Source organism: Janthinobacterium sp. FW305-128 (genome assembly GCF_020858135.1).
Lineage (GTDB): Bacteria > Pseudomonadota > Gammaproteobacteria > Burkholderiales > Burkholderiaceae_D > Janthinobacterium.
In genome coordinates this window covers 60,244-81,203 of sequence record NZ_JACYMK010000009.1, presented here as the reverse complement: position 1 = coordinate 81,203, position 20,960 = coordinate 60,244, and the positions used below count along the sequence as shown (strand labels likewise).

The 20,960-nt window shown below is 63.0% G+C and carries 18 protein-coding genes and 2 tRNA genes; 12 read left to right on the top strand and 8 right to left on the bottom strand.

The window, feature by feature from the left end; translation table 11 throughout:
* Window positions 1-36: 36 nt before the first annotated feature.
* Together IGS60_RS19050 and IGS60_RS19045 are read right to left on the bottom strand one after the other, a co-directional pair.
* Entirely contained in the window at window positions 37-1,425 is a 1,389-nt protein-coding gene (locus IGS60_RS19050; protein ID WP_230505850.1) for a hypothetical protein, read from the bottom strand.
* A gap of 88 nt (window positions 1,426-1,513) precedes the next feature.
* Window positions 1,514-1,831, bottom strand: coding sequence for a helix-turn-helix transcriptional regulator (locus IGS60_RS19045; protein WP_070290678.1), 318 nt, complete (start codon window positions 1,829-1,831; stop codon window positions 1,514-1,516).
* Between the two features lie 106 nt (window positions 1,832-1,937).
* Here IGS60_RS19045 and IGS60_RS19040 point away from each other — a divergent pair, with 106 nt between their 5' ends.
* Window positions 1,938-3,026, top strand: coding sequence for an NADH:flavin oxidoreductase/NADH oxidase (locus IGS60_RS19040; protein ID WP_230505849.1), 1,089 nt, complete (start codon window positions 1,938-1,940; stop codon window positions 3,024-3,026).
* Here IGS60_RS19040 and IGS60_RS19035 read toward each other — a convergent pair.
* Window positions 3,020-4,513, bottom strand: coding sequence for an MDR family MFS transporter (locus tag IGS60_RS19035; protein ID WP_230505848.1), 1,494 nt, complete (start codon window positions 4,511-4,513; stop codon window positions 3,020-3,022). The two genes, IGS60_RS19040 and IGS60_RS19035, sit on opposite strands and share 7 nt — an antisense overlap.
* Complete coding sequence (locus tag IGS60_RS19030) at window positions 4,510-4,968, bottom strand: MarR family winged helix-turn-helix transcriptional regulator (protein WP_230505847.1); 459 nt, start codon at window positions 4,966-4,968, stop codon at window positions 4,510-4,512. The genes IGS60_RS19035 and IGS60_RS19030 overlap by 4 nt, the downstream gene beginning before the upstream one ends.
* Window positions 4,969-5,088: 120 nt before the next feature.
* Here IGS60_RS19030 and IGS60_RS19025 point away from each other — a divergent pair.
* The 4 genes from IGS60_RS19025 (at window position 5,089) to IGS60_RS19010 (ending at window position 7,300) form a co-directional block, all read left to right on the top strand.
* Window positions 5,089-5,164 (top strand) — tRNA-Lys (locus tag IGS60_RS19025).
* Between the two features lie 72 nt (window positions 5,165-5,236).
* A tRNA-Lys gene (locus IGS60_RS19020) sits at window positions 5,237-5,312 on the top strand.
* 374 nt (window positions 5,313-5,686) lie between these two features.
* Window positions 5,687-6,652: a restriction endonuclease gene (locus IGS60_RS19015; protein ID WP_230505960.1), complete on the top strand. Its 966-nt coding sequence runs from the start codon at window positions 5,687-5,689 to the stop codon at window positions 6,650-6,652.
* Window positions 6,653-6,796: 144 nt separating this feature from the next.
* A complete protein-coding gene (locus IGS60_RS19010) occupies window positions 6,797-7,300 on the top strand; it encodes a hypothetical protein (RefSeq protein ID WP_070308536.1) in 504 nt (167 codons plus the stop codon).
* A 151-nt stretch (window positions 7,301-7,451) separates the two neighbouring features.
* Here IGS60_RS19010 and IGS60_RS19005 read toward each other — a convergent pair whose 3' ends face one another.
* Window positions 7,452-8,195, bottom strand: coding sequence for a helix-turn-helix domain-containing protein (locus tag IGS60_RS19005; protein WP_230505959.1), 744 nt, complete (start codon window positions 8,193-8,195; stop codon window positions 7,452-7,454).
* A gap of 123 nt (window positions 8,196-8,318) precedes the next feature.
* On the opposite strand from IGS60_RS19005, the gene IGS60_RS19000 reads away from it, so the two are divergent.
* Window positions 8,319-8,576: a hypothetical protein gene (locus IGS60_RS19000; RefSeq protein ID WP_230505846.1), complete on the top strand. Its 258-nt coding sequence runs from the start codon at window positions 8,319-8,321 to the stop codon at window positions 8,574-8,576.
* A gap of 68 nt (window positions 8,577-8,644) precedes the next feature.
* Complete coding sequence (locus tag IGS60_RS18995) at window positions 8,645-9,250, top strand: YigZ family protein (RefSeq protein ID WP_230505845.1); 606 nt, start codon at window positions 8,645-8,647, stop codon at window positions 9,248-9,250.
* Between the two features lie 3 nt (window positions 9,251-9,253).
* Here IGS60_RS18995 and IGS60_RS18990 read toward each other — a convergent pair whose 3' ends face one another.
* Together IGS60_RS18990 and IGS60_RS18985 are read right to left on the bottom strand one after the other, a co-directional pair.
* Window positions 9,254-9,643 carry a hypothetical protein gene (locus IGS60_RS18990; RefSeq protein WP_070224691.1) on the bottom strand — a complete coding sequence of 130 codons (390 nt, stop codon included), beginning with the start codon at window positions 9,641-9,643 and terminating at the stop codon, window positions 9,254-9,256.
* A 13-nt stretch (window positions 9,644-9,656) separates the two neighbouring features.
* Window positions 9,657-10,034, bottom strand: a complete 378-nt coding sequence (locus IGS60_RS18985; protein ID WP_070290666.1) for a nuclear transport factor 2 family protein — start codon at window positions 10,032-10,034, stop codon at window positions 9,657-9,659.
* 257 nt (window positions 10,035-10,291) lie between these two features.
* Between IGS60_RS18985 and IGS60_RS18980 the strand changes: the two genes are divergently transcribed.
* The 5 genes from IGS60_RS18980 (at window position 10,292) to IGS60_RS18960 (ending at window position 17,124) form a co-directional block, all read left to right on the top strand.
* Window positions 10,292-11,692, top strand: coding sequence for an L-cystine transporter (locus tag IGS60_RS18980; RefSeq protein WP_070224693.1), 1,401 nt, complete (start codon window positions 10,292-10,294; stop codon window positions 11,690-11,692).
* Window positions 11,693-11,772: 80 nt separating this feature from the next.
* A complete protein-coding gene (locus IGS60_RS18975) occupies window positions 11,773-12,537 on the top strand; it encodes a histidine phosphatase family protein (RefSeq protein ID WP_070224694.1) in 765 nt (254 codons plus the stop codon).
* 17 nt (window positions 12,538-12,554) lie between these two features.
* Window positions 12,555-13,433, top strand: a complete 879-nt coding sequence (locus IGS60_RS18970; RefSeq protein WP_230505844.1) for an NAD(P)H-hydrate dehydratase — start codon at window positions 12,555-12,557, stop codon at window positions 13,431-13,433.
* 104 nt (window positions 13,434-13,537) lie between these two features.
* Window positions 13,538-16,042 carry a TonB-dependent siderophore receptor gene (locus IGS60_RS18965; protein WP_230505843.1) on the top strand — a complete coding sequence of 835 codons (2,505 nt, stop codon included), beginning with the start codon at window positions 13,538-13,540 and terminating at the stop codon, window positions 16,040-16,042.
* A 158-nt stretch (window positions 16,043-16,200) separates the two neighbouring features.
* Window positions 16,201-17,124: an S-adenosyl-l-methionine hydroxide adenosyltransferase family protein gene (locus IGS60_RS18960; RefSeq protein ID WP_230505842.1), complete on the top strand. Its 924-nt coding sequence runs from the start codon at window positions 16,201-16,203 to the stop codon at window positions 17,122-17,124.
* A 772-nt stretch (window positions 17,125-17,896) separates the two neighbouring features.
* On the opposite strand, the gene IGS60_RS18955 is transcribed toward IGS60_RS18960, so the two are convergent.
* A complete protein-coding gene (locus IGS60_RS18955) occupies window positions 17,897-20,956 on the bottom strand; it encodes an efflux RND transporter permease subunit (protein ID WP_070312448.1) in 3,060 nt (1,019 codons plus the stop codon).
* Between the last annotated feature and the right edge of the window lie 4 nt (window positions 20,957-20,960).

Here is a 20,960-nt window from a genome sequence, read left to right as displayed (position 1 = left end):
CCTGGCACTTTGGTGACGCGCGGCAGATGAGCTGCATCAGTCCTTGCGCGACAAATCGGCGCGCAACAGGGTCTGGATCACGCTGCCGCCCTGCGCGTTCGCGCGCACCGCGACCACCATCGACGGCATGACGAACAGCACGCCATCCCGCTCGTCCCAGGTGTCGAGCAACTGCTCCAGCTCGCGCCCCAGCGATTCCGGCCGCTTGAGCTGCTGCGCCAGTTGCGCCGCGCACTTGCCGTCATTGCCAGTGCGGCGCGGACACTCATCGACGCGCACGAAAGGCGTCTTGCTCTCGCGCAAGCGCGCGGACAATTGCGCCGTCACCGCTGCCGGCGCGCCATCCAGATACAGATGGTAGGACGGCACACGGCAGCATTCCCTGGACAGCAACAGCACACCGACCGCGGAGCCAAAAGCGGCCGTTGGGGCTGATGGCACGTAGGCAAACGGCGGCGCGTCGCCGTCCCGCACAAAAGTCCTGGCCTGCTCGGCGGCGTTCGCGGCGCGCCAGCCCGGCAGACAGGCGGCATTGGCGGCGGCAAAACAGCGACGGTAGCCGGTTTGATCGCTGATAAACAATTCCTCGACTACACTGCGTGCGCCGGCAGCGCCAGGCGAAATACCGTCCGGACGGACCTCCCAGCTGCCCGCGCCGTTCTTGTGCCATGCGAACGCCGTGCGCGACCAGGCCCACAGCCGCTCGTAGGGGTTGAATTGATAGCTGGGCGCGTCCGCCAGGTAGATTCTCGGCAAGGGAATGGGATCGCGCCGCTTGCCGTCCGCATCGACCACCAGCATCACGGACGGCGCATATTCGCTGTCAACATAGGCAAACGATGCCCCGTCGGGCGAGATGGCCGCCAGAACATAGGCTTGCAGGTAGCCGTCCCCTTCGGGCGGACTGGGCAGCACGGTGGTTTTCAGCGGCAGGCCACGCAACAGGAAACCGGGACGCTGATCGACGGGGAAATAGCGCAAGCCCGGAGACAGGGGGAAGCCATGCATGTACGTCTCATTGCCACGGTAGCCGTATTCCGACGCCGCAATCTTCTCGACCACGGCCTTGCCCGCCTGCTCGTGGACCAGCGCCAGCATGCCGTCGTCTTCCTGCCGCTTGACGAAATACACGGGCTGGGCGAAATCGGTCCAGCGTTCGATGCCATCGGTGGTCTTGACGACGATTTTGTCGTTATATATCAGCCGCATGGAGTGATTCTCGGTGGACATCAGGGAGCCGCCGCCCTGGCGGTACTCGACCGACAAGGCGGCAAACCGCCCGTAGGTATCGGCCTTGGTCACCTTTTCGCCGCGCCGCAGCACGGCGGCGTATTCGCCCGTGGCCGGCTCCGTGTAAGGCCAGCAGCCAGTCAGCAGTACGAAAGCGGCGGCGCACCACCAGCGGTACCGTGCGAAATTTTTCATGCGTCGTCAGCCCTTCAAGTCAGGACTGCCCGCCCATGCTGCAAATTCGGCAATCTTGCAGGCATTCTACGGCAGATTCAGGACTGACTCAGGGCTGATTCGCTTGCGGCTGCTGCGCGAGGATGGCGTCGAGCAAGCCGGGGAAACGGCTGTCGATATCGGCGCGGCGCAGGGTGTTCATGTGCGTCGTGCCCGCGTTTTCCGTGTAGACGAGGCCCGCTTCGCGCAAGACCTTGAAATGGTGGGAGACGGTCGATTTCGGCCGCCCACCGTCGAGGTCGCCGCAAGCAGCCGCGTCGACTCTAGCCAGGTGGCGCACGATGTCGAGGCGGATCGAATCGCTCAAGGCGTAGAGCACGCGCTCGAGGACGAATTCGCTGGCGGGAGGATGTTTGTGTGGACGCATGAGCAGAATCATACAGCATGCGCTATACTAATTCCATTCTTCGAATATTTACGAACTACCGAATCAGCACTCCCCTACTTTTTCATCCACACACACAAAGGCCACCATGTCCGCCCTCTTCCAGCCCTACACCCTCAAAGACATCACCTTGCGCAACCGCATCGCCGTGCCGCCCATGTGCCAGTACATGGCCGTCGATGGCCAGGCCAACGACTGGCATCTGTCGCATTACGCGGGCATGGCCCGTGGCGGCGCCGGGCTAGTGATCGTCGAAGCGACGGCCGTGGCGCCCGAAGGCCGCATCACGCCAGGCTGCACGGGCATCTGGAACGATGATCTGGCGCAAGCCTTCATGCCCGTCGTGAAAGCCATCAAGGCGGCCGGCTCCGTGCCCGGCATCCAGATTGCCCACGCGGGCCGCAAGGCCAGCGCCAACCGCCCATGGGAAGGCGACGACCACATTGCTGAAGGCGACGCGCGCGGCTGGCAAACCATCGCCCCGTCCGCCATCGCCTTCGGCGGCGGCTTGGGCAAGGTGCCGCGCGCCATGGACCTCGACGATATCGCCCGCGTGAAACAGAACTTCGTCGACGCGGCCATTCGCGCCCGCGAAGTGGGCTTCGAGTGGCTGGAACTGCACTTCGCCCACGGCTACCTGGCACAAAGCTTCTTTTCCGCCCATTCGAACCAGCGCGACGACATCTATGGCGGCAGCGTGGAAAACCGCAGCCGCTTCCTGCTGGAAACCTTGAAAGCCGTGCGTGAAGTGTGGCCCGAGCACCTGCCGCTGACCATCCGTTTCGGCGTGCTGGAATTCGACGGCCGCGACGAGCAAACCCTGCTCGAATCGATCGGCCTCGTGCGCCAGTTCAAGGATGCGGGCATGGACATGATCAGCGTCAGCATGGGCTTTACCATTCCCGACGTGTCGATTCCGTGGGGCCCGGCCTTCATGGGCCCGATCGCCGAGCGCGTGCGCACGGAGGCGGGCGTACCTGTCTCGTCCGCCTGGGGCTTCGGCACGCCGGCCATCGCCGAGCGCGTCGTCAAGGAAGAACAGCTCGACGTGGTGATGGTCGGCAAAGCGCACCTGGCCAATCCGCACTGGGCATACTTTGCCGCCAAGGAGCTCGGCGTGGAGCGCGCCTCGTGGACCCTGCCGGCGCCGTACGCGCACTGGCTCGAACGCTACTGATCATCTTTCGCCTTCGCCGCCGCCGGATGCCCCTCCAGGGGCAGTTCCGGCAGGAACAGCAAGGCGACCAGTCCCAATAGCAGCAGCACGGCGCCGGCGCCAAACACGCTGGCGATCGCATGACGGTACACCTCGACCGTCTGCACCGCCGCATGCGCGCCCAGCGCCGACACGGCTTCCACGCCATGCTTGTGCAGCTGGTGCGCGAGGATGGCGCCGGACGCTGTCACGCCGAGCAAGCCGCCCAGCGAGCGGAAAAAGGCCAGCATGGCAGTGCCCACGCCGCGGCGCGCCAGGGGCAAGGCATTTTGCACGGCGATCGTCATGTTCGGCATCACCAATCCTAATCCCGTGCCGAGCAGGAAGATGGCCGGCTCGATGATCCAGTAACCGCGCGACGTTTCCATGGCCCAGGCCAGCACGGCAAACGCCAGCAGCGCCACGGCCAGTCCCGCCACCTGCACCATCTTGTACTTGCCCGAGCGCGACAGCACCCGGCCGTTGAACATCGACGACGCCACCAGCCCCACCATCATCGCCACCGTCATCACGCCCGATTCGGCGGGACTCGTACCCATCACCAGCTGGAAGAACAGGGGAAAGAAGACGCTGGCGCCCATCAGACCCATGAAAGTCATGGCCATCACCAGGCTGGCGATATTGAAAGTGCGGTTCTCGAACAGGTCGGGCGGCAGCACGGGTTCGTCCACCCTGCCCACGTGGAAGGCCAGCCAGGCGCCCAACAGCACGGCAATGCCGCCGCACACCTTGATAGCAAGAGAATCCCACGGCCACTCCGTGCCGCCCAGCGCCAGCACCAGCAGGGCCGCCGTGACGGCGCCCGTCAGCAAGGCGGAACCCAGGTAGTCGATCTTGTGCGCATGCGTGCGCGCCGGTTTGCGCATGGCGCGCGCGATGATGACAAAGGCGGCCGCGCCGATGGGCAGGTTGACATAGAAAATCCAGTGCCACGACAGGGCATCCGTGATGACGCCGCCCAGCACGGGGCCCAGCACGCTGGTGACGGCAAACACGATGGGCACCATGCCCTGCCGCTTGCCCCGCTCGGCCGGCGGCACGATGTCGCCGATGATGATTTGCGCCAGCGGCATGAAGCCGCCCGCGCCGAGGCCCTGGATGGCGCGGAAAATGATCAGCTCCGTCATGTTTTGCGCCAGCCCGCACAGCACGGAGCCGAGCAAAAAGGTCAGCAGCGCCGTGAAGATCATGGGGCGGCGGCCGTACTGGTCGGCCAGCTTGCCGTACAGGGGCATGGTGGCCGTCGACGCCAGCACATACGCCGTCACCACCCACGACAGATGCGCCATGCCGCCCAGGTCGTCGACGATGCGCGGCAAGGCCGTGGCGACGATGCTCTGGTCCAGCGCGCCCAGGCCCAGCACGGCCATCAGCCCCAGGTAGATGGCGCGCACTTCGCGCTCGGTGACGGGTTTTACAGCATCGGAGGCTTGATCGTGGCCGCTCATGCTTGGCCGATCTCAAGCAGCGGCTGCATGGCGGCTTCCAGCGCATCGACCTGCTGCGGCGTCAGGCGGGCGATGCGGCGCGCCAGCGCATCGCGGCGCCGCGCGCGCAGGGCTTCGAGCATGGCCAGGCCTTGCGCGGACACGTGCAGGCCCGAACGCCGGCGGTCCTGCGGATCGGGCGCGCTGCGCTCGACCAGCCCCGCCTCTTCGAGCGACTTGACCTGGGCGCTGACGGTGGGCCCGCGCACGTTCTGCAGCCGCGCCAGCGCGGCCACGCCGATTCCGGGCTGCTCGTGGATCAGCGCCAGCAGCATGTACTGCATCATCGATACGCCGCCCTCCAGCTCGCCCCCTTCGCGCTGCATGGAGCGCAACAGGCGCTTGAACGCCACGCGCAAGTCATCGGACAGCGCCAGCGCGCGTTCGGGGATAGGAAGGTCTTCGGTAGTGGGCATGGAATGAGTTAAATAGGTAGACTATCTACCTATATTAGACCGAGCATGAGGGCCACGCAAGGCTTTTTTCCACCCCGGCCCTTCCCAAAACCGCCGTTGGCCGTCATAATAGCCGCCCTTGGGTCGTTAGCTCAGCTGGTAGAGCAGCGGACTTTTAATCCGTTGGTCGCAGGTTCGAATCCCGCACGGCCTACCAAGATTCAGTCGTCATCATGGCAAGCATGTTGATACGGCACAGCGTTACCGCAGTGCAGTTGTAAAAGTTTTTGGGTCGTTAGCTCAGCTGGTAGAGCAGCGGACTTTTAATCCGTTGGTCGCAGGTTCGAATCCCGCACGGCCTACCAAATACTTCAGAGAAGCCAACCGTTCGCGGTTGGCTTTTTTGTTTCTGCTTTGTTTCCGCTCGCCTCGGAAACATGTGGTCCCGTCCGACCCACAGCTTCAGAGTCTTCTGCGATGACCATGCATGCAAAAAATAGGTCGCTTTGACGAGCTAAGCAGTTGCTCCGAACGATCCCCAGCGATCCGTTCGGCCCCCGCCTTCTCCGCTCTCCAATAGCCAAAACGCATTTGCCGCATGCTCTCATTTTCTGCTGAATTCCTACCGACTGGAGACACGTTGCACAGGGCGAATCACATGCCGCTAGTTGCATTAATCATTGCGGATAAGTAACATGACTGATTCACTTTTACTTGCTTTTAAGGCTAGTATCTCTTGGTGAACGGCATCTATGTATTAAAGGCAAAAAAATTCATGTCAATCCCCGATTATCAAACTGTTATGCTTCCCTTACTTCGTCTCGCGGCTGACGGGAAGGAGTATCGATCTCGTGACGCAATTGAATGCTTAACCCAAGACTTTGCCCTCACGGATGAGGAGCGAAGTGAGATGCTACCGAGCGGGACCGCACCACTTTTTGACAACCGTGTTGGATGGGCAAGAACATACCTGAAACAGGCTGGGTTGCTGACCTCGCCAAAACGTGGCGTTTTCCAAATAACCGAACGAGGTAAGGCATTTTTAGCAAAAGGGCCAGCACAAATTAATGTCGCGACTTTAGAGCAGTTCGATGAGTTTCGCGCTTTCCGTGCACGTCGACGCGACACTACGGCAGAGAATAATGCTGTAGTTCCGCGACAAGCAGAACAGGAATCGTCTGCCACCCAAACCCCTGAGGATCAACTCGCTTTTGCCTATGGTCGGCTACGATCCGAGCTCGAACTAGACTTGCTTGAGCAAGTGAAATCGGTTACACCGGTGTTTTTCGAGCGTCTGGTGATCGATCTTCTCGTTGGAATGGGCTATGGTGGCTCACGGCAAGACGCTGGCCGCGCAATAGGAAAAAGCGGTGATGGCGGGATAGATGGAATTATCAAAGAAGACAAGCTTGGCCTAGACGTTATTTATGTCCAAGCTAAGCGGTGGGAGGGGACCGTGGGCCGGCCAGAGATTCAGAAATTTGCTGGAGCGCTGCAGGGACAGCGAGCAAGTAAGGGAGTCTTCATTACTACGTCTACCTATTCCCGGGAAGCTGTGGAGTTTGCCAGCCTAATAAATACGAAGATTATTCTCATTGATGGCCAGCAACTGGCAGCAATGATGATTGATCATAATGTGGGTGTGTCAACCATCGGCATGTACGAGCTCAAGAAGATCGACTCAGACTACTTCGAAGGAGAATGATTACTCGGCCAAGCCTGACTAATCCACACGACAGTTATCTGGCTTTGCCGCTCATCAGCGTGAATGAATCGAATTTTATTTATTCCATTCGACATTTTATCGCAGACTCTTTCAGTCCATAACACCCAAGCTAGAGGTATTTAAATGCGTAATATCGTCAATACCATTAAGCTGCCAGAAGTTATCAATAAATTATGGATTGCACAACAGGCCCTCGTAGCGCACTATGCGGACACTGGGCTAAAGTTCACTCTGGATGGACGTCTTGTTGGAGATATTGCCGAAGCGCTGGCTCTGCATCATTTCGACCTGGTACTCCCTCAAAAGCGTACCGGAGGAGTTGACGCGTTAACCCGCACCGGCAAGACTGTTCAGGTAAAGGCAACAGGGAAATCCAGCTCCGGACCAGCATTTACACCGGGCAAAGGACGCGCTGACTATCTTATATTCTTCGCCATAGACTTCGAGACAAACACTGCCACAGTAGTGTACAACGGCCCTGAAGCCCCGATCCGAGCCCTGCTTCCCACTGAGGGATGGACAGGAACGAAAGTACTTCCGCTAGCCGATATGCATAGGCTGGCAAAGGACGTCGCCCCATCCGACAAGGTTGTTTGCCCCCAACACTTGACGGCACTCGCTTTCTAATTCAACAGAACGGGTATCCAGCGTTCATCATCTCAATCTGACGTGCAAAGCAGCGGTGCTCTTCCAGCATTGAAATGGGGTCAGGGTCAAGTCCGGCACCCATACATGATTTCAGCCTTGACCATCTCTATCTGCAGCAAGTTGCGCTTTATCAAATACCGATATTTCCCGATTCATTGCCATCCCCATACCTCCCCGGCGTCACGCCCATCACCCGCTTGAACATGGCAATAAAGGCGCTCACCGTGTCGTAGCCCAGGTCCAGCGCAATCGTCGTCACGGGCTGGCCGGCGGCCAATCGTTCCAGCGCGCGCAGGATGCGGGCGCGCTGGCGCCAGGCGGAGGGCGTAAAGCCCGTCTCGATCGTGAATCGGCGCGCCAGGGTGCGCGGCGAGACGCCGGCCCAGGCGGCCAGTGCTTCCACGCCACGCTCGTCGGCCAGGTCGTCAAGCACGGCGCGCGCCACGCGCAGCAGGCGCGGGTCCGTGGGCAGGGGCAAGCCGAAGGATTCGTGCGGCGCGGCGGCGATCTCGTCGAGGATCACGCCCGCCACCCGGGCCTGCCGCGCATCCAGTGCGTCCAGTGCGCCCTCGTCCCAGGTGCCGGCGCGGCCCACCGCCTCGCGCAGCAAGCCCGAGACGCGCATCACGCACGGCGCGGCGGGCAAGCCGGCGCAGCTGGCCTCGTCCACATATACGCTCCAGCCCGCAAACGGGCCGTGCGAACGCAGCGCGTGGACGTGATGGGGCGGCACCCACACGCAGTGGCTGGCCGGCACCACCCAATGTCCGCTGTCGGCCGTAACGGAGAGCAAGCCCCGCATGGCGCCGAACAGCTGGCCGCTGGCATGGCGGTGCGCCCCCGTCACCCTTTCCTGCGGCTGGACAATGCGCATGGCGCGCAGCGGCGGTGCTGGCGGCAAGATTGGCGGATTTGACGTATCGAATGACATAAACAACGCAGGCAAGACAATCCGGCCATCATACAGTGTAGTCTTTCCAACCTTCAGGAGCTCAGCATGCGTGCAGAAGACGTCTTACCGGATCAACAAAACCAGGGCCAGTTCAATGGCGTCACCGTGCGCAAGGGAACGGTGGGCGCTTTTCTCGCCAATGCCAGGCTGTGGCTGGACGACGCCAGCAGCGTCGAGGACAAGGCCATCGCCGAGCGCGACATTGTCGACGCCCTGCCCGCCCTGCACGCGCTGGGACTGTTCGAGATCCTGCAGGTGCGCGATGCGGCGCTGCGCGAACTGGTGTCCGTCGCAACGGAGTAAGCGGCCAACGGCTCGTCCCCGGCGCGCATTTCCTCTATCATGCTGCTTTGCCCGCCTTCGCACCCGCCATGCCGTTTACCATTGCCGCCCCCGTCCACAGCGAACTGATCATCAAGAAAAGCCGTTTCATCGGTTGCGTGCAGCCGATGACGGACCGCGCCAGCGCGCAGCAGGTGGTCAATGACTTGAAGGCGCAGCATCCGGGCGCCTGCCATGTGTGCTGGGCGCTGCTGGCGGGCGGGCAGTCGGCGGCCGTCGACGATGGCGAACCGAGCGGCACGGCCGGGCGGCCCATGCTCGACGTGCTGCGCCACCAGGACCTGGAAGGCGTGCTGGCCACCGTCGTGCGCTACTTTGGCGGGATCAAGCTGGGCGCCGGCGGCCTGGTGCGCGCCTACACGGACAGCGTGGCGCAAGCGTTATTGCAGGCGGAAAAGACGGCCATCGTGCGCCAGCGCACCCTGCGCTGCACGGTACCGTATGCGATGGAAGGCATGCTGCGCCGCGAACTCGATGGCGCCGGCGCCACCCTGCTGAACGTGGCGCACGGGGAAGACGTGCTGTTCGACTTCAGCCTGCCTGAAACGGCGGCCACCGCCCTGCTCGCCCATCTGCATGAGGCGGGCCATGGGCGGATAGCCTGGCTAAAGGCAGAAGCCGAAGAGGAAGAATAAACCCTACAGGTCGCGCGGTCGCTTGATCTGCAACAAGATGAAATGCGTCCACGCCAGCGCCGGCAGCACCAGCAACAGCAGCATCAGTCCGGCCGGCATGTCCGGCACGAAACGCACGAAGCAGGCAAGGAAGCCGGCGATGGCCAGCCAGAAGCGCCAGTTGAATGCATAGGCCTTGCGCGCCACTGTCGCCAGCGCGATGCGCCAGAATTCCAGCAAGGCCCACAGGCCGCCCGTCAGCAGCAGCGCGGCCAGCGCATTGGCGCCGGGGGCGTCGGCCCAGGTGCGCACCAGGTTGTACAGCAGCAGGGGATAGCCGGCCGTGATGGCCAGGGTGGCGGGGCCGGCGGCGATGACAGCTTCAAACAGCTGCCCTTTGGAACGATGATCCACTAAACCGTGCTCCTCAAGCCACGACGCCCGAATGGGCGGCGATCACTTGCAGCGCGCCGGCCGCATCCTGCGCCCACACGCGCGTAAAACGGAAGTCGCCATGCGTTTCCACGTCGTGATACTTGCCCGTCAACTGCATGCGCACGGAGACCACGGCCACGTTGCCGTTGATGCGCACATGGCGCTCGGACGCGCGCAAGTCCGTGATGGCCAGCAGGCGCTGCTCGTGCGCAGCCAGGTCCGCATGCTTGCTCAGCAGATGACCCAGGTGATTGGTAAACAGTAGCTCGTCGGCCAGCAAGACATTCAGCGCGGCCACGTCGGAGGCCATCATGGCCAGGCGCAAGCGCTCTTCCGCATCCAGCACTTGTACTTCCGTTAAAGCATTCATTTTTTTCCTTATTAAAATCACGCGCGCATATTAACAAACGGGAAAACCATGCTGGCACGAAATAGCCAATTTCACAATCATCCTGAAGGCTTATGCCTGTGGAGCATATTTATATAGCGTAATATTCGCAGCAGTATCGCGTAAAACACCCCCATAGTACTGTACAGTGCTTGCCCTTTCGCCCCAGGCTGGGGCAGCAATGACTTGTAGTAAAGTGCTCTCCGCAGTCTCGAATAAAACCAAGATAAGGCCCCTTCATGGCAATTAACATCATTCTGAACCTGCTCGTTGCGCTGATCGTCTTCGCCTTCATGTTCCACCAGCAACGCAAACACGCGACGTTCACCGTACGCGTCTTCACGGGCCTGGGCCTGGGCGTGCTGCTGGGCGCGGCCGTGCAGTGGCTGTACGGCGCCGGCTCGCCCGTCATCGCGGGTACCAATGAATACATCGACATCGTGGGCAGCGGCTACGTCAAACTGCTGCAGATGATCATCATGCCGCTGATCATGGTCTCCATCATCTCCGCCATTTTAAAGCTCAAGGATGCGAGTTCCCTGGGCAAGATCAGCGCGCTGACCATCGGCACCCTGCTCATTACCACCACGATCGCCGCCGCGCTGGGCATTTTGATGGCCAAGCTGTTCGGCCTGACGGCAGTAGGCCTGACCTCGAGCGCGGCCGAAGTGGCGCGCGGCGTGCAGCTGCAAGGCTCGCTGGAAACGGCGAAAGCCCTGTCCTTGCCGAAACTGCTGGTCAGCTTCGTGCCGACCAACCCCTTCCTCGACATGACGGGCGCGCGCAAGACGTCGACCATCGCCGTGGTCGTGTTCTCGATCTTCATCGGCATCTCGGCCACGGGCATCGCGGCGAAAAAGCCGGAAATTTTCGCCTCCTTCGAGCACTTCATGAAAGTGGCGCACGCCATCGTCATGCGCATGGTTACCCTGGTGCTGCGCCTGACGCCGTACGGCGTGTTCGCGCTGATGTTTGAAGTGGTGGCGTCGTCGAGCTACACGGACATCTTGAAATTGATCAACTTCGTCGTCGCCTCGTACAGCGCGCTGATATTGATGTTCCTCGTGCATCTGGCCATCATCGCCGGCGTGGGCCTGAACCCGCTGCGCTTCGTGAAAAAAGTCTTCCCCGTGCTGGCCTTCGCCTTCACCTCGCGCACCAGCGCCGGCTCGATCCCGATGAGCGTGCAGACGCAAACCCAGCGCCTGGGCACGCCGGAAGGCATCGCCAACTTCGCCGCCTCGTTCGGCTCGACCATCGGCCAGAATGGCTGCGCCGGCATCTATCCGGCCATGCTCGCCGTCATGATCGCCCCCACCGTCGGCGTCGATCCGTTCACCATCAGCTTCCTGCTGCCCTTGCTGGCCATCATCACCATCGGTTCCGTCGGCGTGGCCGGCGTGGGCGGCGGCGCCACGTTTGCCGCCCTGATCGTGCTGTCGGCGATGGACTTGCCCGTCGCGCTGGCCGGCTTGCTGATCTCCGTCGAACCGCTGATCGACATGGGCCGCACGGCCCTGAACGTGAGCGGCTCGATCACGGCCGGCACCGTCACCAGCCGCGTCATGGGCGAAACCGACCTGGCCGTCTACAACAGCGACGACGCGCCTGACTTGGATGAGGCGGAACACGCCGCCTAAAAGCCCAACGAGTTGCGCGCCGCGCCTTGCCGCTTTCGTCTATATTGGATCGCAATCAATACGGAGGAAGGCGCAAGGCGATGGAACAGAAATGGCCGCAGCAAATCTGGATCGTGCGTCACGGCCAAAGTGCCGGCAACGTGGCGCGCGATGCCGCCGAAGCGGAAAAACAGTTATTAATCGCCATCGCCGAGCGCGATGTCGACGTCCCCCTCTCCGAGCTTGGCGCGCGCCAGGCGCAAGCCCTCGGCGACTGGTTCGCCACCCTCCCCCCTGAACAACAACCGACCGTCGTGCTGTACTCGCCCTACGTGCGGGCGCAGCAGACGGCGCAAGCCGTGCTGGCGCGCATCGATGCCGACAGCTTGGGCGCCGTGGTGGCCGACGAGCGCCTGCGCGAAAAGGAATTCGGCATCCTCGACCGCCTGACCGTGCACGGCATCGCCAGCAAGTACCCGGAATTGCACGAACAGCGCCAGCACGTCGGCAAGTTTTATTTCCGCCCGCCGGGCGGCGAAAGCTGGTGCGACGTCATCCTGCGCCTGCGCAGCGTGCTCGACACCATCACCCGCGAATACCGGGGAGAACGGGTGCTGATCGTCGGCCACCAGGTCATCGTCAACTGCTTCCGCTACCTGCTGGAACGCTGCGACGAGCACGCCATCCTGGCCATCGACAAGGCGGCCGACGTGCCCAACTGCGGCGTCACCTCGTATGCCTTCAATCCCGCCCTGGGCAGACACGGCAAGCTGCAGCTGGACCTGTGCAACTTCGTCGCGCCGCTGGAAGCGGCCGGCACACCCGTCACGGCGCAGCCCGACATGCCGGCTGCGCCGAAATCCTGATCCTTCGGAGCTCATCCATGGACGCCATCGACATCACGCCCTCCCTGCTGCGCTCCTGGCCCCTGCCCATGCCCCAGCCCGATGGCGACAAGGAAGTGCGCGGCCATCTGCTGATCGTCGCCGGCTCCGAAGAAATGCCGGGCGCCATCGTGCTGGCAGCCACGGCCGCCCTGCGCGCGGGCGCAGGCAAGCTGACCCTGGCGACGGGCGCGTCGGTGGCGGCGCAAGTGGCCGTCGCCATGCCCGAAGCGCGGGTCATCGGCCTGGACGAAACGGCGCAGGGCGGCTTCCGCTACGAGGCGCGCCACCAGCTGGCGCCGCTGGCCGGCAAGGTCGATGCCGTGCTCGTCGGGCCAGGCATGTGCGACACAGCCGCCAGTTGCGAGCTGATGCGCCACCTGCTGCCCCTGTTTGCCGGCAGCCGCCTGATCCTCGACGCCTGCGCCATGCAGGTCGTGCGCCAGCCGCCGCAGTTCCATTTTGAGCAGCCCGTGCTGCTGACGCCGCACGCGGGCGAGCTGGCCCAGCTGATGGGCCTGTCGAAGGATGCCGTGCTGGCCGACCCGCATGCCTGCGCCATGGACGCGGCGCGGCGCTGGCATGCCATCGTCGCGCTGAAAGGCGCGCTGACCGTCATCGCCATGCCCGATGGCAACACGTGGACGCATGCGGGCGGCAATATCGGCCTGGCCATTTCCGGTTCCGGCGACACCCTGGCCGGCATCATCACGGGCCTGGCCGCGCGCGGCGCACCGCTGGAGCAAGCGTGCGCCTGGGGCATCGCCCTGCATGCGCTGGCGGGTGAACAGCTGGCCTTGCGCTTCGGCATCCTCGGCTACCTGGCGCGCGAAATCCCGGCCGAGATTCCCGCCCTGCTGCGCAATCTGGCGGCATAAAAACAACAGCATAAGCATATCCAGAAAGAATCGTTAGCCTGGGCAACGGTCTCCCTTAAGCTCATTCAACTGTTTCCAGATGACTAAGTTTAAAGGACACCGCCTTGCATCCGCGCCATTCATACGCCTCTCCATCCATTCCCGCCACGCCGCTGCGTACCATCGTACTGGCCTGTGCCATGCTGGGCGCCGTGCCCGCGTGGGCCCAGACTGACGACACCGCCACCGGCGCCGCCACGCCAGCGAGCGCCAGCATCGACCAGGTCACCGTCGTCGGTTCGCGCGCGCGCAACCGCACCGTGTTCGACAGCAGCGTGCCCATCGACCGCTTCGGCGCGCGCGAAGTGAGCAATGCGCTGGCCTCGGGCGACGTGGGCGCGGCCCTGCAAAACCTGTCGCCGTCGATCAACTTCCCACGCATTGAATCGAGCGGCGCGTCGGACTCCGTGCGCGGCATCCAGTTGCGGGGACTCGCGCCCGACCAGGTGCTGGTGCTGATCAACGGCAAGCGCCGCCACACGAGCGCCGTGCTGGACACGGAAAGCAGCTTTGCCGGCACCGTGCCGGTCGACATCAACGCCATTCCACCGAACGCCATCGACCACATCGAAATCCTGCGCGACGGCGCCGGCGCCCAGTACGGCAGCGACGCCGTGGCGGGCGTCATCAACATCGTGCTGAAAAAGGCGCGCACGGGCGGCGCCGCCTCCGTCAGCTACGGCGCCAACCACACGCATTTCGCCCCCACCGATCAAACCCTGACAGATGGCCAGACCGTCATCGTCAACGCCGACTACGGCGTGCCGCTGGGCGAGGCGGGATTCTTCCGCTTCGGCGCGGAAACGCGGCGCCGCTCGCCCACGGAACGGGCCGGCCCCAGCGACGCGGGCTGGACGTCCTACAACTTCACGCCGGCCGACCAGGCGCTCGACGGCAAGGTGGTGTTCAAGTCGGGCGACTCGCGCCAGCGCAACAACTATCTGTTCTACAACACCCAGCTCACCCTGGCCAACGGCCTGGACCTGTACTCGTTTGCCACCCTCAACGAACGCACATCGGACGGCAGCGCCTACTTCCGCTATCCGGGCGACCCGTCGAACGTACCGGCCCTGTATCCGCACGGCTACCGCCCCGTCACCAACGGCGACAAGCGCGACCTCAGCATCGTTGCCGGCGTGCGCGGCAGCGCGGGCGCGTGGAACTGGGACGCCAGCGCGCGCCACGGCAGCGACCGCTTTGACTACGGCGTAAGCCACTCCGTCAATGCTTCGCTGGGCGCGGCCAGCCCCACGCGTTTCAATCTGGCCGGTTTCGACTTCCGCCAGAATGCCCTGAATATCGATGCCACGCGCAGCATCGACATCGGCTTGCCCGCTCCGCTCAGCGTGGCCGTGGGCACCGAGTGGATGCGCGAAACCTACACCAGCTCGGCCGGCGATGCTGCCTCGTATGCGGCCGGCAGCTTCACCGATGCGCCACCGGGCGCGCAGGCGGGACCGGGCCTGCGTCCATCGGACGCCTACGACGGCAGCCGGCAAATCCGCTCCGTGTATGCGGATGTGGAAAGCGACCTCACGCCGCGCCTGCTGGTGGGCGCCGCCGCCCGCTATTCCGACTACAGCGACTTCGGCAGCGCCAGCACGGGCAAGTTGTCCACGCGCTATAAAGTGACGGACAATTTTCTTGTGCGCGGCTCGCTGTCGAACAGCTTCCGCGCACCGGCCCTTGTGCAAACGGGTTTCCGCTTCGCCACCTTGAACTTCAACGCCGATGGCACGGCCCTGCAAACGGCGGCCCTGCTGCCTGCCAGCGACCCGCTGGCGCGCAACTTCGGCGCACAACAGCTGAAACCGGAAAAATCGACCAACGTCTCGCTGGGCCTGGCCTGGAAACCGGCGGCCGCCACCAGCGTGACGGTGGATGCCTACGTGATCCGCATCCGCGACCGCATCACGCGTTCGAGCGACTTGCAAAGCGACGCCGTCACGGCCTACCTGGCCGCGAATGGCCGCGGCGATATCCAGTCCGTGGCCTACCTGGCCAATTTGCTCGACACGCGTACCAAAGGACTGGACGTGGTGCTGAACCACGATCTGGCCTTCACGTCAGGCAAGCTGAACCTGAACGCGGCGCTGAATCTGAACAAGACCAGTCTCGACAAGGTGCGCCAAAGTTCCGCTGCATTGAGCAGCATCGATCCGAGTCTGACCCTGCTGACGGAGACGAGTTTGTTCCGTATCAAACATGCGTCGCCCACCAGCAAAGTGATCCTCGGTGCCGACTGGCAGGCGGCAGGCTGGGGCGTACAGGCGCGCGTCACGCGCTTTGGCGAACTGAAAGATTTTTCCTACGACAGCGATGCGCCCCTGATCGACGGCATTCCCGCGCAGCGCTTCGGCGCCGTGTGGTCGCTGGACCTGGAAGGGCAATTGAAACTGAGCAAGCAACTGACGGTGAGCGTGGGCGGCAACAACATCCTCGACCGCTATCCGCAGCGCGTGCGGGAAACGAACAACGCCACGTATGGCGGCGCCCTGCCCTACAATTTCATCAACCCCATCGGCGTGAACGGCGCGTACTTCTACGCCAAGCTGAGCTACACATTTTAAACGCCAACAAAACCTACTGCGCGTCGTGATTTGCGGCCTGCGATGCTCACCGTACTACAGTACGGTTGCGCTTCTTAGCCACAACTCACTGCTGCTCGCTACGGTTTTGTTATGCGTTTCCAAGCACTGTTATTTGTACTAAAAGCAAAGGATAAAACATGATTATCAAACGAATCTCCCATCTCGTCGCCGGTGCCTGCCTGAGCGCCCTCCTGTTATCCAGTGCCCAGGCTGCCGCGCCGCTGGTGCTGATGACGGACTTCGGCACGGCCGACGGCGCCGTGTCCGCCATGCATGGCGTCGCCTATGGCGTCGATCCCCAGCTCACCATTTCGGACCTGACGCACCAGATTCCCGACTACGACATCTGGCTGGGCGCCTACCGTTTGTACCAGACGGCCAATTACTGGCCGCAAGGCACGGTGTTTGTTTCCGTCATCGACCCGGGCGTGGGCACGGCGCGCAAGTCGGTGGTGCTGAAAACCAAGGGTGGCCGCTACTTCGTGGGGCCGGACAACGGCCTGTTCACCCTGATCGCCGAGCGCGACGGCGTGGCCGAACTGCGTGAAATCGATGAAAAGGTCAACCGCTTGGCGGGCTCCGCCGAGTCCTACACTTTCCATGGCCGCGACGTGTACGCGTACGTGGGCGCGCGTCTGGCCTCGGGCGCCATCACCTACGAACAGGTGGGCCCGTCATTGCCCAGCGCATCCGTGGTCAAGATCGCGTATCAAAAACCTGTGCGCGACGGCAATACCATCCGCGGTATCGTGCCCGTGCTCGATGTGAAATATGGCAATGTCTGGACGAATATCCCGAAATCGCTGCTCGACGAATTGCAGGTGAAGCTGCACGATCCGCTGCAAGTACGCATCCTGCACAAGGGCAAGCAAGTGGCCAAGGTAATCGCGCCGTTCGAGCACACGTTTGGCGGCGTCGCCAAAGGCAAGCCGCTGGTTTACCTGAACAGCCTGCTCGACGTGGCCGTGGCCATCAGCCAGGGCGACTTCGCCGCCAAACACCACGTCGCGTCAGGCGTGGATTGGGAAGTGGAAGTGAGCAAGGCCCCTGCCGTCAAATAAAGCCCTCGCCCGCGGCCGGGACGTCCTGTCCTGGCCCTTTCTTTCTCGTTCACGTGGCGCGTTTGCGCCATATCAAAACGGATCGCCGATCCTGCTGCCGATAGCCGTTGATTTGTAAATCCGGTGAACCTGTGCGCACCTGCCCACTCTAATTTTTTGCAAGCGATGCCAGCCTTGCTACGACGGCCTGCCCGCACCGTGGCAGGCAGTTGGCAAGGTATGACTACCCACGACAGCTTTCCAATGAGAAAGGAACAATCATGACGGCCCCACTCCCTAGCACCAGCAAGCTTGTCCTCGGCACCGCCATCGTCTGCGCGCTGCTGGGCGGCTGCAACAAGCATAACGAAACCACGACCGCCCCGGCCACGCCAGCTACGCCCGCCACCACGCCCGGCACAGGCGGCAGCGGCACCTCGGGCACCAGCGGCACCACCACGCCGGACACAACCACGCCCGCCACCCCATCCGTTGCACCGGGCACGACCACCAATCCCGACGGCACGACCACGCCGCCGACCACTCCGCCCAACACGACGCCGGGTACCGGCACCGGTACAGGGACCGGAACCGGCACTGGGACCGGAACTGGCACAGGGGGCGGGACGGGCACAGGGACCGGCACCACCCCACCACGCGGCAGCTAAATACCGCCTGCGCTCCGCCCCGACGGCCGGCCGGGCTGCAAGCCCGTAGCAGAATACGCAACAAAGAGCCTTCCGATGAAGGCTCTTTTTATTGCAGAGCGCAACAATCTCGCAGCCACCGCGCCTCAGTGGGCCGGAACCGCCTTGCCAGCCCCCCGTGCGCTCAGCGCCTGGTGGTCCGCCGCCAGGAACAGATACATGGCGGGCACCACGAACAGGGTAAACAAGGTGCCAATGGACAGGCCCGTGAAAATCACCAGCCCCATCGCGTGGCGCCCGGCCGCGCCCGCGCCCGAGGCGATCACCAGGGGCAGCACGCCAAACACCATGGCGGCCGTCGTCATCAGGATGGGGCGCAGGCGCACGGCGGCCGCCTCCTCGACGGCCTCGCGCTTGCTCTTGCCTGTCTTTTGCAGCTGATTGGCCACTTCCACGATCAGGATGCCATGCTTGCTGATCAGGCCCATCAGGGTCACCAGGCCCACCTCCGTGTAGATATTGATCGACGCAAAGCCGAGGAAGATGAACATGGTGGCGCCAAACAGGGCCAGCGGCACGGAAACGAGGATCACGACGGGGTCGCGGAAACTCTCGAACTGCGCCGCCAGCGCCAGGAAGACGATCACCACGGCAAACAGCATGGTGACGACAAAACCGCCCGATTCCTGCACGAACTGGCGCGACTGCCCCGCATAATCAGCCGTGTAGCCGCTGGGCGCCACCTGGGCCAGCGTGTCGCGCATGAAGCCCAGCACCTCGCCCTGCGAGGCGCCGGACACGCCGGCAAGCGTCACGGAATTGAGTTGCTGGAAGCGGTTGATCGACTCGGGAACGACGTCGTACTGGATATGCGCGACGGTACTGGCCGGTATCATCGTGCCGCTGGGCGTCTTGATGTGGAAATCCAGTACTGCCGACGGGTTCAGGCGGTCCACCTGCAGCACCTGCGGGATCACTTTATACGAACGCCCGGCGATGGAAAAGTAATTGACGTAGTTGCCGCCCAGAGCAGCGCCCAGTGCCTGCCCCACATCCTGCTGCGTCATGCCGAGCGCGGCGACACTGTCGCGGTCGATCACGACGGTCGCTTGCGGCTTGTCGATTTTCAAGTCCGTATCGATGAAATAGAACTTGCCCGATGAGCGCGCCTTCTCCAGCACCTGCTGCGCAATGGTGTCGAGATTTTCAAACGGCTCCGTGGTAGAGATAACGAACTGCACGGGCAAGCCCGAAGAGCCCGGCAAGGCGGGAAACTGGAAGGCGGCCACGCGGGCGCCGGCGATCTTGTTCCAGCCCGCCTGCAAGTCTTGCTGCACTTCCTTGGCGCTGCGCGTGCGCTCGTTCCAAGGCGTCATCAGCATGCCGCCAAAACCCGAGTTGACCGTCGGCACGCCCGTGATCTGGAACATCTGGCTGTATTCGGGCATGGCCTTGGCCACCTGGTAGATTTGCTCCGCATACACCTGCATCTGGTCCGAGGTGGCCGTCGGGTCGCCCACCACCTGCGACAGCACGACGCCCTGGTCTTCCTCGGGCGCCAGCTCGGACTGCGACATCTTGAACATCAGCCCCAGCACCACCATCAATAGCGCCGCCATGACGATGAGCACCACCCAGGTGTCGAGCAGCGCATGCAGCAAACGCTGGTACGTGTCGTGCACCTTGCCGAAGACGCGGTCGATGGCTTGCACGAAGCGGCCGCTATCCTGTTCCGGACGGAAAAAGCGCGAACACATCATGGGCGACAGGGTCAGGGCCACGATGCCCGACACGGCCACGGCGCCGGCCAGGGTGAAGGCGAATTCCGTAAACAGCGCACCCGTCAGGCCCCCCTGGAAACCGATGGGCACGTACACGGCGATGAGCACCACCGTCATGGCCAGAATCGGGCTGCCCAGTTCGCGCGCCGCCAGCAGGCTCGCCTCCAGCGGCGGCTGGCCCTGCTTCATGTGGCGGTCCACGTTTTCCACCACGATGATGGCGTCGTCGACCACCAGGCCGATGGCCAGCACGATGGCCAGCAAGGTCAGCAAGTTGATGGAATAGCCGAGCGCCAGCATGGCCGTAAACGTGCCGATCAGCGATAGCGGCATGGCGATCACGGGGACGATCACGGCCCGCAGGCTGCCCAGGAACAGATAGATGACGATGGTGACGATCAGCAGCGCCTCGACCAGGGTCTTGATGACCTCCCTGATGGAGGTATTGATGAAGAACGTCGAGTCGTACACGATCTCCCCCGTCAGCCCGGCCGGCAGCTGGGACTGGATATCGGGAAAGCTGGCGCGCACGCGCTTGGCCACGTCGAGGATATTGGCTTCCGGCGCCACCTTGATGCCGATGAAGACGGAGCGCACGCCGCTGAAGGCCACGTTGAAATCATAGTTTTCCGAACCCAGCACGACGGTGGCCAGGTCTTCCAGCCGCACGATGGAGTCGCCGCTGCGTTTGACGACGAGCTTCCTGAATTCCTCGACCGAATGCAGGTCCGTGCCCGCCGTCAGGGGAACGGTCACCATCTGCCCCTTGCTGGACCCGAGCGCGGCCAGATAATTGTTATTGCCCAGGGCAGTGCTGACCTCGGCCGCCGTCACGCCGAACGCGGCCATCTTGTCCGCATCGAGCCAGGCGCGCAGCGCGAACAGGCGCGCGCCCAGCAGTTCCGCCGTCTGCACGCCACTGATGGAATCGAGCTTGGGCTTGACCACGCGGCTCAGGTAATCCGTCACATTATTCGTCGGCAAGGTCTTGCTGTAAAAGCCCAGGTACATCGCGTCCGTCGTCTGCCCCATCTGCACCGTCAGCACGGGCGTCTGCGCTTGGGCGGGCAGCTGGTTCTTCACGGAACTGACCTGGGTGTTAATTTCCGTCAAAGCCCGGTTCGCGTCGTAATTGAGGCGCAGGGTGGCCGTGATGGTCGACACGCCGCTGCTGCTCGACGAAGACAGGTAATCGATGCCCTGCGCCTGGGCGATGGCCGATTCCAGCGGCTGCGTAATGAAACCGGCCACCGTCTGCGCGTCGGCGCCGTAATAGGTGGTCGAGATCGTCACGACGGCGTTCTGCGTCTTCGGATACTGGTTGATGGGCAAGCTGAACAGGGAGCGCAAGCCCAGCACCACCAGCAGCAGGCTCACCACCATCGCCAGCACGGGCCGGCGGATAAAGAGATCGGTGAAGTTCATGGCG

What these genes read in the sequence shown, in the direction of transcription:
- IGS60_RS19030 (WP_230505847.1), bottom strand. Translation starts at nt 4,968, where the DNA reads ATGCCCACTACCGAAGACCTTCCTATCCCCGAACGCGCGCTGGCGCTG.
- IGS60_RS19035 (WP_230505848.1), bottom strand. Translation starts at nt 4,513, where the DNA reads ATGAGCGGCCACGATCAAGCCTCCGATGCTGTAAAACCCGTCACCGAG.
- IGS60_RS19000 (WP_230505846.1), top strand. Translation starts at nt 8,319, where the DNA reads ATGCGTGCAGAAGACGTCTTACCGGATCAACAAAACCAGGGCCAGTTC.
- IGS60_RS19040 (WP_230505849.1), top strand. Translation starts at nt 1,938, where the DNA reads ATGTCCGCCCTCTTCCAGCCCTACACCCTCAAAGACATCACCTTGCGC.
- IGS60_RS19005 (WP_230505959.1), bottom strand. Translation starts at nt 8,195, where the DNA reads ATGCGCATTGTCCAGCCGCAGGAAAGGGTGACGGGGGCGCACCGCCAT.
- IGS60_RS18960 (WP_230505842.1), top strand. Translation starts at nt 16,201, where the DNA reads ATGATTATCAAACGAATCTCCCATCTCGTCGCCGGTGCCTGCCTGAGC.
- IGS60_RS18985 (WP_070290666.1), bottom strand. Translation starts at nt 10,034, where the DNA reads ATGAATGCTTTAACGGAAGTACAAGTGCTGGATGCGGAAGAGCGCTTG.
- IGS60_RS18975 (WP_070224694.1), top strand. Translation starts at nt 11,773, where the DNA reads ATGGAACAGAAATGGCCGCAGCAAATCTGGATCGTGCGTCACGGCCAA.
- IGS60_RS19045 (WP_070290678.1), bottom strand. Translation starts at nt 1,831, where the DNA reads ATGCGTCCACACAAACATCCTCCCGCCAGCGAATTCGTCCTCGAGCGC.
- IGS60_RS19010 (WP_070308536.1), top strand. Translation starts at nt 6,797, where the DNA reads ATGCGTAATATCGTCAATACCATTAAGCTGCCAGAAGTTATCAATAAA.
- IGS60_RS18980 (WP_070224693.1), top strand. Translation starts at nt 10,292, where the DNA reads ATGGCAATTAACATCATTCTGAACCTGCTCGTTGCGCTGATCGTCTTC.
- IGS60_RS19050 (WP_230505850.1), bottom strand. Translation starts at nt 1,425, where the DNA reads ATGAAAAATTTCGCACGGTACCGCTGGTGGTGCGCCGCCGCTTTCGTA.
- IGS60_RS18995 (WP_230505845.1), top strand. Translation starts at nt 8,645, where the DNA reads ATGCCGTTTACCATTGCCGCCCCCGTCCACAGCGAACTGATCATCAAG.
- IGS60_RS18970 (WP_230505844.1), top strand. Translation starts at nt 12,555, where the DNA reads ATGGACGCCATCGACATCACGCCCTCCCTGCTGCGCTCCTGGCCCCTG.
- IGS60_RS18955 (WP_070312448.1), bottom strand. Translation starts at nt 20,956, where the DNA reads ATGAACTTCACCGATCTCTTTATCCGCCGGCCCGTGCTGGCGATGGTG.